This window comes from Pseudomonas oryzihabitans (assembly GCF_001518815.1).
GTDB lineage: Bacteria > Pseudomonadota > Gammaproteobacteria > Pseudomonadales > Pseudomonadaceae > Chryseomonas > Chryseomonas oryzihabitans_E.
In genome coordinates, this window is record NZ_CP013987.1 from 1,869,982 (window position 1) to 1,882,896 (window position 12,915).

The window sequence follows — 12,915 nt, forward strand, 5'->3', positions numbered from 1 at the left end:
CCCGCGCGCGGTAAAATGGCTCTGGAACAGTGCTTGGGGGGACGACGAACGGCTCTAGCTCGACTTGTCGCGGCGCGGTTAGAGTCGAAATCGACACCACAAGCACAAGGAGTAGGTGCCATGACTCAAACTACCCAGGAGCGGTTGCAGAATCTCGAAGAGCAGATTCGCAGCCATCGACAGGACCTCGCACGAAGCCGGCAGAGCTTCCAGGAGCAATTCGTCATCTACACCCACAAATTCGCGCGCCTGAGTGTGCTCGAAGCCCAACTCGAACTGGTGCGCAATAACACCAAGGCGCCGAACTGAAGGCGCTACCGGTCGGCCAGTCCTCACTCGTCCCGCGTCAGGACTTCCAGTAATTCGATTTCGAACCTCAGGTTGGCGTGGGGCTTGATCAGGGTGCCAACCTGGCGTTCGCCATAGGCGAGGGCCGCGGGCACTTCCAGGCGCCGCTTGCCCCCCACCCGCATGCCCATCAGCCCCACGTCCCAGCCCTTGATCACGCGCCCCGTGCCAATGACGCACTGGAAGGGCCGACCCTTGGCGCGGGACGAATCGAACAGGGTGCCATCGTCCAACCAGCCCTCGTAATGGGTGGTGATCAGGGCACCCTTGACCACGGCCTTGCCGTCGCCCACCACCACGTCCTCGATTCGTACCTCGTCGCTCATCGTCACGCTCCTGCTGAAAAGGCGCAGTCTAGCCTGTTGCTCAGGTTGGGCGACCCGCCTTAGTCCGGCACATCGCCGAACAGCCCTGCCTGGTAGTCGCGGATCGCCTGGCGGATCTCATCGGCGGTGTTCATGACGAAAGGCCCATGGGCGACGATGGGTTCGGCGAAGGGAGCGGCATGCCCATAGAGCAGGACGGCGCCTTCGCGGCTGGCGATGTCGATATGGTCGCCGTCGTCGGCGAATTCGAACAGGTGCCAGGGCGCTTCATCGCGTCCGGCGATCTGCAGGGTGCCACGAACGCCATAGCAGAACACCGTCGCGCCCGCGGGGGCGGGCAGGGATATCTGGCCGCCAGGTGCGATCTCGACCGTCATCAGGGTGATGGGCGTCAGGGTCGGTACCGCGCCCTGAACACCCTGGTGGCTGCCGGACGCCAGCTGGATGCGCACCCGACCCTCATCGGCTTCGATCAGCGGCATGTCCGCGGCGGAGATGCCGTGGTAGGCGGGCGGCGTGAACTTCAGGCGGGCGGGGAGGTTGACCCACAATTGCAGGATCTCCAGGTCGCCGCCGTCACGCTTGAAGGCGGCGGGTGACAGCTCCGCATGGACCAGGCCGCTGCCCGCGGTCATCCACTGGATGCCTCCGGCCTCGATGACACTCTCATGGCCGCCGCTGTCGCGGTGGGCGAGGGCGCCGGCGAGGATGAAGGTCACCGTCTCGAACCCGCGATGGGGGTGGGGACCGAAGGGCAGGCCGGCGTTGTGCGGCGGATAGACCTGGGGGCCGTGGTGGTTGAGGAAGAGGAAGGGGTCCAGGTGGGCCAGTCCGGGGCCTGGTAACGGCCGCCGGGTCTGGAGCTCGCCGATGTCATCGCGCCGGGCGGGATGGCGGTGGAGCAGGGTACGGGCAGACATGAGGGGGCCTCGCAGGAGCAAAAGGTCAGTGTAAAGGGCCCCTCGCCGACCGGGTACCCCGCACCGGCCGGCCGCCGCTCAGATGGAGAAGCGAACCTCCCGTTCCGGACGAGACGTTGCCGGCCGCCGGTGATTGACCACCAGCTCGCCGATGCGGATCAGATGGGCGCGGGTGACGTTGCGACTCAAGCCCAGCAGGCGCGCGGTATGCACCTGGTTGCGATGGCAGAAGCGATAAGCGGCCCTCACCAGGGCGTCTTCGACGCGCTCGTGCAAGGCTTCCGGCTGTTCCTCGAAGAGCTGGGCGAAGGCCTCGGTCAGCAGGGTATCGACCGGCGCCGGCTCGCGTGGCCGGGACGCCGGCATAGCGAGGCTGGGACGCTGGACGAAGACCAGGTCCGCGGCATCGATCAGGCCCTGCGGCTTGAGCAGCAGCGCATGCTGCAGGGTATTTTCCAGCTCGCGGATGTTGCCGGGCCAGGGGTGCTCCAGCAGGCGTCGCTCCGCCGCGGGCGTGAGGGAAACCGAGTCCTGGGCGTAGGCGTGCAGGAAATGCCGGGCCAGCGGCAGGATATCGCCCTGCCGCTGGCGTAGGGGCAGCAACGGCAGGCTGACCACATTGAGGCGATACCAGAGGTCTTCACGAAAGGTCCCTTCGGTCACTGCCCGCTCCAGCGGGACGTTGGTCGCGGCGATGATGCGCACGTCCAGGGCGACGCTGCGGCGGGAGCCCAGGCGGACCACCTCGCGCTCCTGCAGGACCCGGAGCAGCTTGACCTGTACCGACAGGGGCAGATCGCCGATCTCGTCGAGAAACAGGGTGCCACCGTTGGCCTCCTCGAACCAGCCGGCGCGCGCGGTCAGCGCGCCGGTGAAGGCGCCCTTTTCATGGCCGAACAGTTCCGCCTCGACCAGGCTTTCGGCGAAGGCGCCGCAGTTCACTGCGACGAAGGGGCCGGCATGGCGATGGCTGAGGGCGTGGATATGGCGCGCGATCAGCTCCTTGCCGGTGCCGGTCTCGCCGATCACCAGCACGCTGGCGTCGCTGGGGGCGACCTTTTCCAGGTGGGCGAGCAACTCTCGGGAACGGGGATCGGCGAAGACCTGGGCCGTCGCCCGGTAGCGGGGGACCTCAGGCGTGCGCGTCAGGGTCAGCAGCGTCATCGCGGGCTCCTCAGGAATAGAAGCTGGGGCTGGGCAAGGCATCGTTGAGGGCCCAGTCGCCCAGTTCGTGAAGTTTGTAATCGACCGGGTCGTGCAGGGTCTGGGTGCGCAGGTTGCGCCAGTAACGGTCCAGCCGCAGGGCGCCCGCGGTGGCCCGGGCGCCGCCGACCTCGAACAGCCGGCTGGCGAGATCGAGGCCGTGGCGACTGGCCGCCACCTTGGCCGTGGCGATGGCGATGGCCAGTTCACCTCTAGCCTCTGCGGTGAGGGCCGTCCCCTGGGGCCAGGCCTGAGCGAAGGCGCCATTGGCTCGCTCCACCAGCAGGCGGCTGCTTTCCAAGGCGACCCAGAACTCTCCGTAGTGGCGCAGGATGTAGGGGTCTTCGCTGGCACTGGCAGCCGGGGACTTGAACCAGGGACGTGCCTGGGTGGCGGTGTAGCGGCGCGCCTCGGTGAAGGCGCCTTCGGCCAGGCCGAGAAAGATGTTGGCGAAGATCAGCTGGGCCAGCAGCGGGCGCAGACAGGCGAAAGGGGTGCTCAGGGGGCCGGGGTCGAGCAGCCATTCCTGTTGTTCGACGCGAACGCCGTCGAAGCGCGCGCTGCCGCTGTCGGTCTGCCGCTGACCGTTGTTGTCCCAGTCGTCGAACAGCTGGATACCCGCGCGTCCGCTGGGCACCACGGCGATCAGCAGACGGCCGCTGTCATCGTTTTCCAGCGCTGACAGCAGCAGCAGATCGGAGTCCAGGGCGCCGCTGCAAAAGCTCTTCTGGCCATCCACCTGCCAGGCGTCGCCGCTCCGGCGGGCCAGGGTGCGGCGATCCAGCGGATTGAGGGCGTTACCCCAGAACAGGGCGTTGCGCGCGGTGCGCTCCAGCCAGGGCCGCCACTGCTCAGGCTGGCCGAACAGCTGGGCGGTGGCCAGCAGCAGATGATGGAAGCCAAAGACATGGGCCAGGGAGCTGTCGACCCGGGCGAGCAGGCGTACCGCTTCCAGCGTCTCGTCCCAGGAGGCACCCAGGCCACCGAGGTCCGTTGGAATGCTCAAGGCGAGCAGGCCACTGCGACGCAGGGCGTCCCGCTCGGCCTTGGGGGTTCCGCCCTGACGATCACGCTCCGCCGCCGTGGCGGCGAAGTCGGTCAACAATGGGGTAAGGGGTTCCAGCAGCGAGTAGGACATGGTGGGCCCTGGCATAGAAATGGTCGGCACGAGTTAGAACGTAAAGCCGGGATAGCCCTGATCTGAAATATTTTTTTGTTATTAGGTAATGGTCTGGTCCCATCCATCTTCCATTTTGACCGCCCGGTCTCAAGTGCGGTTATCGGACTCAAGACCTGGCCAGTACCTGTCGATATAGCGCTAACTCAATCTCCCGGGTAGGGGCGTGTCATGTTCAACAAAGGACTAAAACAAGAACTGCAGCGTCTCCGCGAGCAGGTGGACTCCTTCAAGCGGCTCAAGGCCGAACTCGATGTGGAGATGATAGGCCTGGAGCTGGACGGCAGGGGTTGCATCACCTCCGTGAACGCCAACTTCGAAAAGGAAATGGGCCTGCGTGCGGCGGAGCTCCTGGGACGTTCCCTGGTGGATCTCATCCCGGCGCACGTCAAAAACCAGGAGTACAGCCGTCGGCTGCAGCAGTGCCTGAGTCGCGGTGAGCCCTACAGCGGCGCCCTGCACCTGCTGCGCGGCGACGGACGCGAAGCCTGGCTGCGCGGCATCCTGCATCCCTTCCATGACAGCCAGGGTCAGGTCACGCGCTTTCGGCTGTTCTGCAATAACCTGACGCGCACCATCGAGACCTCCCGCGAGCATGAGAGCCTGCTCAAGGCCCTGCGGCGTTCCACGGCGGTCATCGAGTTCAACCTCGACGGCGAGGTGCTCGATGCCAACGACCGTTTCCTGCAGGCCACGGGCTATTCCCTCGCGCAGATCAAGGGCAAGCATCACCGCCTGTTCTGCGAACCCGCCGAAGCCAATTCCGAGGCGTACCAGCAATTTTGGGCGCGCTTGCGGCGTGGCGAATTCATCGTTGATCGCTTCAAGCGGCTGGATGCTCAGGGTCGCGATGTCTGGCTGGAGGCGTCCTACAACCCGGTGATCGATGCCCACGACCGGCTGTACAAGGTGGTCAAGTTCGCCACCGTCATCACCGATCAGGTCCATCAGGAGCAGGCGGTGTCCGAGGCGGCCAGTGTGGCCTTCGAAACCTCCCAGCATACCGACGACACTGCCCGCAAGGGCGCGGTGGTGGCGCAGCAGACGGTGGACGTGATGCGCGCCCTGGCCAGCCAGATGCAGGAGGCGGTCACAGGTATCGAGGCCTTGGACAATCAGTCCCAGGTGATCGGCACCATCATCAAGACCATCAGCGGCATCGCCGAGCAGACCAACCTGCTGGCGCTCAATGCCGCCATCGAGGCCGCACGGGCGGGCGAGCAGGGACGCGGTTTCGCCGTGGTGGCCGACGAGGTCAGGCAACTGGCCTCGCGGACCAGCAAGGCGACCGAGGAAATCGTCGGCGTGGTGCAGCAGAATCAGCAGCTGGCGAGCCAGGCGGTGACGGTGATCGAAAACGGGCGACGTCAGGCCGAGCAGGGGCTGGAGCTGGCCGGGCAGGCTGGGCAGGTGATCGTGGAGATCCAGGACGGCGCCCAGCGCGTGGTCGGAGCCGTGGGGCGCTTCGCCCGGCAGCTGTCGACCTGATCCCTCGCGCGCCTCATGAAGAAACGGCAACCCCAGGGTTGCCGTTTTGCATCTTGCGTCAGACGTGCTTGCTGCCGTCGCCGATCTGCCAGACGAAGGTCGGTTCGTGACCCTCGATCTCCCAGGCGCCGACGATGCGTTCCTTGTAGATCAGCGGATTGTGGGAGGCAGCCGTGCGGGCATTGCGCCAGTGGCGATCGAGCCCCTTGGTGGTGCTGGTGGCCGAGGCGCCCAGGGCATTGAACAGATCGCTGGTAGCGCGCAGCACCAGGTCGGCCACCGCGGACTGCGCCTGGGCGGACTCCAGCTCCGCCGCCACATTGGCCTCATGCTCCGCGGCGGCATCCTCGGCGTAGCGCGCTGCGAAGGCCGCCTGGGCCGCGGCGGCCGCCTGCAGGGTCGCGGCTTCAGCCGCGTAGACGAAGGCCGAGGCCTTGCCCACCACCTGCTGCACCTGGGGGTCGGCGCTCGCCGCGCTGGCGTTGCCGTGGCTGTAGACCCGGGTACGTGCCTTGACCTCCTGGGCAAAGTCGCGCACGGCGGCCTGCCCGCTGCCGGTGATCACGGCGAGCAGCACCAGCTGGTAGAAGGCGGTCTGGTAGGTGAAGCGGGTGCTGAAATCGATGAGATTGCCCGGCTCCACCAGCACCTCTTCGAACACCGAGGTGCCACTGGCGGTAGTGCGCTGGCCAAAGCCGTCCCAGTCGTCGGACTGGCGCACGCCTGGCTGGTCGGTGCGGATGGCGGCGATGACGTCGCCACCGGCGTCGTCGCGTTGGGCGTAGACGTCGATCCAGTCGGCGAACAGGCTGCCGGTGCTGTAGTACTTGGTGCCGTTGAGGCGCCATTCACCGTTTCTCTGGCTGACCCGGGTGATGACTTCGCCGAGCTTGACCGTGCCGATCTCGGTCCAGGCATTGCCCACCAGATCTCCGGCGACGAAACGCTCGAACCAGACCTGCTGGGAGGCGCTGGCATGGGCGTTGAGGCGATCCTCGACAAAGGCGAAGTGGCCACGCAGGGCCTGGGGCAGATTGCTGTCGGCGGCCGCCAGCTCGATCAGCAGGCGCACCAGCTGCGGCAGGCTGGCGCCGTCACCACCGAATTCCTGCGGCACCCGCACGGCGCCGAAGCCGGCCTCCTTGAGCCAGGCGATAGGCGCATAGGGCAGGGTGCGAGTGCGCTCTCGCTCCAGGGCGCCTTCGGCGATACGGGCGAAGAGGGGGCGGAAGCGGGCCGCCAGTTGTTCGTAGTCGGGAGCCTCGGCGTGGGGCGACGGCAGGTGGCGAGCGGGCAGATTCATGATGATCCTCGGCGAATGGGAGTCGACGCTAGGGCCTTTGCAAGAGTGTTGCCAGCGTGCAAAAGCCCATTTCAGAGGGGCTCGCGCCTTGTCAGCTGACCTGGTCCCAGCAGCGCTGACCGATCGCTGTTGGCCAGGCGACAGTGGCGTCCGGCGCGCTAGACTGGTCTTTTGCGCGGAGCCTCCATGGATCTTCTCTTTCTCGGTACCTCGGCCGGGGTGCCTACGCGTCGGCGCAATGTCTCGGCCCTTGCCCTGATCGAGGACCAGGGCAAGGGCTGGTTCCTCGTCGACTGCGGCGAGGCCACCCAGCATCAGCTCCTGCGCACCCCGCTGTCGGCCGCGGATCTGCGTGCCATCTGCATCACCCATGTCCACGGCGACCACTGCTATGGCCTGCCGGGACTCCTGGCCAGCGCCGCCATGACCGGACGCAGCCAGCCACTGGTGCTGATCGCACCCCAGGCGGTCCATGACTGGCTGGCCGCTACCCATGCGCTGACCGCCCTGCACCTGCCTTTCGAGTTGCAGCTCCATGCCCTGGAAGGCTTTGCCGGCGTCTCCCTGGGTGCCTGGGATATCGACGCCGTCGCGCTCTCCCACCGCGTGCCCAGTCACGCCTTTCGCTTCTGCGAGGCCCGTCGGCCGCAGCGACTCGATCCGGCGGCTCTGGCGGCCGCCCAGGTGCCGCGCGGTCCGCTGTGGGGGCGGCTACATGCGGGAGAGGACGTGCTGCACGAGGGGCGACTGCTGCGCAGCGCCGACTACCTGCAGGCAGCCCATGGGGAACGACGATTGGTGGTGGCGGGGGACAACGACGATCCCGCCTTGCTCACAGAGGCCTGCCAGGGCGCTCAGGTGCTGGTCCATGAAGCCACTTACGCCCAGGCGCAGATCGACAAGACCGGCCAGAGCTGGGGTCACAGCAGTGCTGCCGGAATCGCCCGGTTCGCCGAGGCGCGAGGGTTGCCGGCGTTGCTGCTTACCCATTTCAGTCCGCGCTATCAGGCCGATTCGGGACGTTCGCCCTCAATCGAGGAGCTGCGCCGGGAGGCTGCCGCGCATTATGGCGGTGACTTGCACCTCGCCGAGGATTTCTCTTGCTTTCGTCTGGATCGTCAGGGGCGGCTGAAAGCCCTGGAGCAGAGCAGTACGAGAGTGTGCGCTGGTCACTCCTAGGTTAGAGGTGGATACGTTTCGGTCTTGTCTGACCTGTTCTCCTTGGGCATAGTGCGAACGTTTATCATTTCAGGATCAGCCCGATCCTTCGCATTTCGTTCCTAGGAGAAGCAAATGGCGGTGTCTTTCAACAAGGTTTCGACGCTGGGCGCCATGGCGCTACTGTCCCTGGCAGTGGCTGCCTGCTCCAACCGCCAGGAGGCACCGACGCCACCGCCACCCGCGCCGGCTCCCGTCGCCGCGCAACCGGCCGCGCCCCAGGCGCCTGCCGAACTCAAGCGCATCGAGCTGGGTTATGGCGTCTATGAGCTGGCCTACAGTCCGGCCAAGCAGTCGGTCTATGCCGCGACCGCCCAGTTGACCAAGGGCGTCACCGGCGGAGTGATCTATCAGCTCGATCCGACCACCCTGGCCGTCACCGGCCAGATCCACACCGATCTGAAGAACTTCGCCCTGACCACCGATGCCAGTGGCGAGACGCTGTTCGTCACCAACTCCCTGGACGGCGGCCTCAGTCGCATCGATCTGCGCACCGGCAAGGTGGAGAAGCGGCTGAAGTTCAACGAGATGGGCCGCGATGGCCATCCGGTCAATCCGCGCCAGGTCATCCTGCATGACGGCATGCTGTATGTCGGTGGCGTCGGTGATCCGGGTGTGATCTGGGTGGTGGACGCCAAGACCCTGACCCTCAAGGCGCGCATTCCCAACGCCGGCAAGTGGGTGACCGGCCTGCTGTACTCCGAAGACACCGGGCGCCTCTACGCCGCCAACGGCAGCGGTGAAGTACTGGTGATCAATCCGCGCACCCGCAAGATCGAGCACCGCTGGACGCCGGGCGATGGCGGCAAGTACCTGCTGCTGAACCTGGCCGAGGACCGGGCGAACCACCAGCTGTTCGTCACCGACAACTCCGAAGCCAAGACCGTGCTGGTCTTCGACATCCGCACCGGCAAGGTGATCAAGCGCCTGCCCGTGGGCGATGCCCTGGCGATCAAGCTCAATACCACCCGTAACGAGCTGTACATCACCCAGCGCGAGACCGGTCGGCTGCTGATCCTGGACGCCACTACCTACGCCGAGAAGAAGGCCTACGACCTCAAGCCCAATCCCAACAGCCTGCTGGTGAGCCCTGACGGCCAGACCCTGTATGCGACGGTGAAGACGCCCTTCGACAAGGAATACATGAACACCGCGCCGGAGAGCGTGGTGCGCATCGACCTCTCCGCGGTGAAGTAAACCGCGCCTGCGAGCTGCCGTGGCGTCCTGCCACGGTGGCCCTGGGCTTCCCAAGCCCGCCGGCTTGCTCTTGAATGGGGCTTCCATTCCTGAGGAGCTACCGGTTTGTCAGCTACCGATCTCAGCCTGCTTCCGTTACTGGAAGCCTCCTACCGCCTCTGGCTCGGCCAGCCGCTCCCCCGTCCCGCCGACCTGCCCGAGGCTGACGTTTTCGCCTGGCTGCATGAGCGTGCACCCTATGCCCTACTGGCCCACGGCAGCGAAAGCGATCCGTTGTTCTGCTACGTCAACGAGCAGGCCCTGAGCTGCTTTGGCTATCCTCGCGACGAATTCATCGGCATGCCCTCGCGCTTCAGCGCCTCGCCCAAGGATAGGGACGAGCGTCAGCGATTGATGGAGGCGGTGGGGCGCCAGGGTTATGCCAGCGGCTACGAAGGCTGGCGGGTAGACAAGGCGGGGGAGGCCTTCCAGATCCATGACGGCGTGGTGTGGAACCTGGTCGATGCGCAAGGCACACGGCTGGGGCAGGCGGCCTTGTTCTGGCCGGACCCGCAGCGGATCGGGCAGGTGGATTGAGGCGGGTAGTGTTGGGCTCAGCTACGCTCAGCCCAATCTACGAAAATCCAGGCATACCTCGTACTACCCCCTCTCCCTTTGGGAGAGGGTTGGGGTGAGGGGCGTTTGGATTCAGCGACAGCTGTTGGGCTTCGCTGCGCTCAACCCAACCTACGCAGTGAGCTGGACTGCCCCCTCTGCCTTGTAGGGTAAAGGGGTACTACCCTCACTCGTCCTCGATGATCAGCACCACCAGGTCCTTGGGTCCATGGGCGCCATAGGCCAGCACCTGCTCGATGTCGGCGGTCTTGGACGGGCCCGAGATCAGCAGGGCGTTGGTCGGCATGCCGTCCTGCCAGTGGTGCTGTTGCTGCAGCTCGTAGAAGTTGTCGACCACCGTGCTGGCCCTGAGCAGGGCGATGTGCAGTGGTGGGACCAGGCTCATCAGGCGTGGCTCCTGGCGATCCGGCCAGAGCACCAGGCTGCCGGTGGAGGCCAGGGCGCCGAGGGTACCGGTAAGGCTGGCCGGGGTGTCGTTGAACAGTTCGGCCTTCCATTCCTCCACCGGCCGGTCATAGGCCTTCCAGCGGGGCTGCCCCTCCGCCTGCCAGCGCTCGGCCAAGCGGGCGCCGTGGGGCGTGCCGGGGGCGATCAGCAACTGCTCCAGCCCACGCTCGGCGAGGACGCGTTCGACCAGCGCCGGCCAGTCCGCCGTGGTGGTCAGGTGGGTTTCGGTGTGCACCGTCTCCATCAGGGTGCGCAGGCGGGCGATGCGTTCCTCAGGAGGATAGCGCCAGGGCTCGGTGACCAGGGCTTCGTCGAAGTTGTCGGCCAGCGGCTGCGTACCCTGGAGGCTGCCGCGCAGTTTGGCGAGGATGTTGTCGCGGGCGCTCATGGGCGTTTCTCCAGGTGTTCGCGGGCCAGTTCGTGCAGCGAGCGCGATGCCGGCCTGGGCGTGCTGTGATGCTCCGTCCACGGGCCGAGCTGACCGGGGGTGAAGCGGCCGAAGCGGGTGGCGAGGTAGCTGAAGCCGCGATAGAGCAGGGGTGAGGTGTAGAGATTCTGCCAGGCATGCCAAGTCCAGCGCTCGCGGGCGGAAAACTTGCTGCCCTGACCGCGTAGGAGATGCGGTTCTGCTTCGGGAGCCTTGACGTTCTCTTCCCGCAGTCGCCGCAAGATCGCCGGAATCGGGATCTTGACCGGACAGACCTCGCCGCAGGCCCCACACAGGGACGAGGCGCTGGGATGATCGGGCGCCTGCTCCAGGCCCACCAGGTGCGGGGTGATGATGGCGCCGATGGGGCCCGGATAGACCTCACCATAGGCGTGGCCACCGATGCGGGTATAGACCGGGCAGTGGTTCATGCAGGCGCCGCAGCGGATGCAGTTGAGGGTCTGGCGCAGTTCGCTGTCGGCGAAGGCCTGGCTGCGGCCGTTGTCGAGCAGCACCAGATGCACCTCGCGCGGTCCGTCCAGTTCTTCGGCCTTGCGTGGCCCGGAGATCATGTTGACGTAGGTGGTGATGGGCTGGCCCAGCGCCGAGCGGGTCAGCAGCGACAGCAGGGGCACCACGTCGCGCAGATTTTCCACCACCTTCTCGATGCCGGTTACGGCGATGTGCACCGGCGGCACCGTGGTCGACATCCGCCCGTTGCCTTCGTTTTCCACCAGCAGCAGGGTGCCGGTCTCGGCCACGGCGAAGTTGACGCCGGAAATGCCGATGTCGGCCTCGAAGAATTTCTGCCGCAGCACGCGCCGGCCGGTCTGGATCAGTTCGTCGACGTCGGTGGTGTAGGGCTCGGCTAGGTGTTCGTGAAAGAGGGTGCCCACCTGCTGCCGGTTGAGGTGGATGGCCGGCATGATGATGTGCGAGGGCTTCTCCCCGGCGAGCTGGATGATGTACTCGCCCATGTCCGACTCCAGGCAATCGATGCCCTGGGCGCCGAGGACGTGGTTCATGTCCATCTCCTCGCTGACCATGGACTTGCCCTTGATCAGCAGCCGCGCCTCATGGCGCTCGGCGATCTGCTGGACGATGGCGTTGGCCTCGGCGGTGGTCTCGGCCCAGTGCACCTGGACGCCATTGCGCCTGAGGTTGGCTTCCAGCCGCTCCAGCAGGTCGGGCAGCTTGGACAGCGCCCGGGCGCGGACGCGGTTGCCCAGTTCGCGCAATCGCTCGCGCTCGTCGGCATCGCTCATGCTGGCCAGGCGCTTGGTCATCAGCGAATCCATGGCGGTGCGGAAGTTGCGCCTCAGCTGGTCGTCGCCCAGCGCCTGGCGCGCGCGAGTCTTGAAGGGTGGCGCCTCACTGACGTCGGTCAGGGGGATCTTGAGCATCTCGTTCATGCTTCACCTCCGATGCGGCGCCAGAGAAAGCTCGCCAGGTGTTCGCCGCGCAGGGCGGCACGCTGTTTTTCCAGGGCGCCGTTGATGTTCATCAGGCAACCGCAATCGGCGGTGAGTACCTGGGCCGCGCCGCTGTCCTGCAGGGCGCGGGTCTTGTCCGCCACCATGGCACCGGAGATGTCCGGCATGCGTACCGAGAAGGTGCCGCCAAAGCCGCAGCATTCGCTTTCATGGTCATGGTCGACGCGCTCGACGGCCTGTAGTTGGCCGAGCAGGGCGCGGCCGTGCAGGTGGGTCTGCATCTCGCGGCGGGCGCTACAGGAGGTGTGCAGGGCGACCTTCGTCGGGGCGCCGCGATCCTGGTAGTCGACCTGGCAGACGTTGAGCAGGAATTCCGCCAGTTCATAGGTGCGCTCGGCCAGATCCTGTACCTGGCGCAAGGTCTCGGGATCGTCGGCGAACAGCTCGGCATAGTGATGGCGCAGCATGCCGGCGCAGGAGCCGGAGGGCACCACCACGGGCCAGGGTTCGGCGAACAGCGCCAGCTGGGCACGGGCCACGGCACGCGCTTCCTCGGTGTAGCCCGAGGTGTAGGCCGGCTGGCCGCAGCAGCTTTGCGCCTGGGGGAAATGCACGCGGATGCCCTCGCGCTCCAGCAGGCGGATGCTGTCCATGCCGGCTTCAGGATAGAAGAGATCTACCACGCAGGTGCCGAACAGATAGACCTGGCTTGGCTTGTCGCGCGGATAGGTCCGCGGGGGCGCCAGCGGCGGCGCGGTGCGGGTGGCGTTGGGGGCGGCGTTGTGGAAGAGCTCGTTCATCAGGCGTACTCCG

At 66.2% G+C, this 12,915-nt stretch carries 12 protein-coding genes and 2 pseudogenes; 6 read left to right on the forward strand and 8 right to left on the reverse strand.

What is annotated here, in order from left to right; genetic code table 11:
* Positions 1 to 120: 120 nt before the first annotated feature.
* Positions 121 to 309 carry a hypothetical protein gene (locus APT59_RS08525; protein WP_059314448.1) on the forward strand — a complete coding sequence of 63 codons (189 nt, stop codon included), beginning with the start codon at positions 121 to 123 and terminating at the stop codon, positions 307 to 309.
* A gap of 23 nt (positions 310 to 332) precedes the next feature.
* Here APT59_RS08525 and APT59_RS08530 read toward each other — a convergent pair whose 3' ends face one another.
* The 4 genes from APT59_RS08530 to APT59_RS08545 all read right to left on the reverse strand — a co-directional run bounded on the left by APT59_RS08530 (position 333) and on the right by APT59_RS08545 (position 3,935).
* Positions 333 to 674, reverse strand: a complete 342-nt coding sequence (locus APT59_RS08530; RefSeq protein WP_059314449.1) for an FKBP-type peptidyl-prolyl cis-trans isomerase — start codon at positions 672 to 674, stop codon at positions 333 to 335.
* Between the two features lie 59 nt (positions 675 to 733).
* On the reverse strand, positions 734 to 1,594 hold the full coding sequence (locus APT59_RS08535; protein ID WP_059314450.1) for a pirin family protein: 861 nt from the start codon (positions 1,592 to 1,594) through the stop codon (positions 734 to 736).
* 78 nt (positions 1,595 to 1,672) lie between these two features.
* Positions 1,673 to 2,758, reverse strand: coding sequence for a sigma-54 interaction domain-containing protein (locus APT59_RS08540; RefSeq protein WP_059314451.1), 1,086 nt, complete (start codon positions 2,756 to 2,758; stop codon positions 1,673 to 1,675).
* Between the two features lie 10 nt (positions 2,759 to 2,768).
* A complete protein-coding gene (locus APT59_RS08545) occupies positions 2,769 to 3,935 on the reverse strand; it encodes an acyl-CoA dehydrogenase family protein (protein WP_082696308.1) in 1,167 nt (388 codons plus the stop codon).
* Between the two features lie 366 nt (positions 3,936 to 4,301).
* Here APT59_RS08545 and APT59_RS22900 point away from each other — a divergent pair.
* Both APT59_RS22900 and APT59_RS22905 read left to right on the forward strand, forming a co-directional pair.
* Positions 4,302 to 4,874: pseudogene (locus tag APT59_RS22900) on the forward strand (PAS domain-containing protein); the annotation flags it as partial.
* 225 nt (positions 4,875 to 5,099) lie between these two features.
* Positions 5,100 to 5,462: pseudogene (locus APT59_RS22905) on the forward strand (methyl-accepting chemotaxis protein); the annotation flags it as partial.
* Positions 5,463 to 5,520: 58 nt separating this feature from the next.
* Here the strand turns inward: APT59_RS22905 and APT59_RS08555 are convergent.
* A complete protein-coding gene (locus APT59_RS08555) occupies positions 5,521 to 6,765 on the reverse strand; it encodes an acyl-CoA dehydrogenase family protein (protein ID WP_059314454.1) in 1,245 nt (414 codons plus the stop codon).
* Between the two features lie 186 nt (positions 6,766 to 6,951).
* Between APT59_RS08555 and APT59_RS08560 the strand changes: the two genes are divergently transcribed.
* From APT59_RS08560 to APT59_RS08570, 3 genes are all read left to right on the forward strand, one after another.
* On the forward strand, positions 6,952 to 7,944 hold the full coding sequence (locus tag APT59_RS08560) for a ribonuclease Z (RefSeq protein WP_059314455.1): 993 nt from the start codon (positions 6,952 to 6,954) through the stop codon (positions 7,942 to 7,944).
* A gap of 114 nt (positions 7,945 to 8,058) precedes the next feature.
* Complete coding sequence (locus tag APT59_RS08565; protein WP_059314456.1) at positions 8,059 to 9,180, forward strand: YncE family protein; 1,122 nt, start codon at positions 8,059 to 8,061, stop codon at positions 9,178 to 9,180.
* A gap of 105 nt (positions 9,181 to 9,285) precedes the next feature.
* Positions 9,286 to 9,756 carry an MEKHLA domain-containing protein gene (locus APT59_RS08570; protein ID WP_059314457.1) on the forward strand — a complete coding sequence of 157 codons (471 nt, stop codon included), beginning with the start codon at positions 9,286 to 9,288 and terminating at the stop codon, positions 9,754 to 9,756.
* Positions 9,757 to 9,961: 205 nt separating this feature from the next.
* Here APT59_RS08570 and APT59_RS08575 read toward each other — a convergent pair whose 3' ends face one another.
* The 3 genes from APT59_RS08575 to APT59_RS08585 are packed head-to-tail and all read right to left on the reverse strand — an operon-like array spanning position 9,962 to position 12,902.
* Positions 9,962 to 10,630, reverse strand: coding sequence for a LutC/YkgG family protein (locus APT59_RS08575; RefSeq protein WP_059314458.1), 669 nt, complete (start codon positions 10,628 to 10,630; stop codon positions 9,962 to 9,964).
* The gene (locus APT59_RS08580; protein ID WP_059314459.1) at positions 10,627 to 12,081 is read right to left on the reverse strand and encodes a LutB/LldF family L-lactate oxidation iron-sulfur protein; all 1,455 of its coding nucleotides are present in this window, start codon (positions 12,079 to 12,081) and stop codon (positions 10,627 to 10,629) included. Before APT59_RS08580 ends, APT59_RS08575 begins: the two co-directional genes overlap by 4 nt.
* A complete protein-coding gene (locus tag APT59_RS08585; protein WP_059314460.1) occupies positions 12,078 to 12,902 on the reverse strand; it encodes a (Fe-S)-binding protein in 825 nt (274 codons plus the stop codon). Before APT59_RS08585 ends, APT59_RS08580 begins: the two co-directional genes overlap by 4 nt.
* Between the last annotated feature and the right edge of the window lie 13 nt (positions 12,903 to 12,915).

Coding starts and splice junctions, on each gene's coding strand:
- APT59_RS08525 (WP_059314448.1), top strand. CDS start 121: ATGACTCAAACTACCCAGGAGCGGTTGCAGAATCTCGAAGAGCAGATT.
- APT59_RS08530 (WP_059314449.1), bottom strand. CDS start 674: ATGAGCGACGAGGTACGAATCGAGGACGTGGTGGTGGGCGACGGCAAG.
- APT59_RS08535 (WP_059314450.1), bottom strand. CDS start 1,594: ATGTCTGCCCGTACCCTGCTCCACCGCCATCCCGCCCGGCGCGATGAC.
- APT59_RS08540 (WP_059314451.1), bottom strand. CDS start 2,758: ATGACGCTGCTGACCCTGACGCGCACGCCTGAGGTCCCCCGCTACCGG.
- APT59_RS08545 (WP_082696308.1), bottom strand. CDS start 3,935: ATGTCCTACTCGCTGCTGGAACCCCTTACCCCATTGTTGACCGACTTC.
- APT59_RS08555 (WP_059314454.1), bottom strand. CDS start 6,765: ATGAATCTGCCCGCTCGCCACCTGCCGTCGCCCCACGCCGAGGCTCCC.
- APT59_RS08560 (WP_059314455.1), top strand. CDS start 6,952: ATGGATCTTCTCTTTCTCGGTACCTCGGCCGGGGTGCCTACGCGTCGG.
- APT59_RS08565 (WP_059314456.1), top strand. CDS start 8,059: ATGGCGGTGTCTTTCAACAAGGTTTCGACGCTGGGCGCCATGGCGCTA.
- APT59_RS08575 (WP_059314458.1), bottom strand. CDS start 10,630: ATGAGCGCCCGCGACAACATCCTCGCCAAACTGCGCGGCAGCCTCCAG.
- APT59_RS08580 (WP_059314459.1), bottom strand. CDS start 12,081: ATGAACGAGATGCTCAAGATCCCCCTGACCGACGTCAGTGAGGCGCCA.
- APT59_RS08585 (WP_059314460.1), bottom strand. CDS start 12,902: ATGAACGAGCTCTTCCACAACGCCGCCCCCAACGCCACCCGCACCGCG.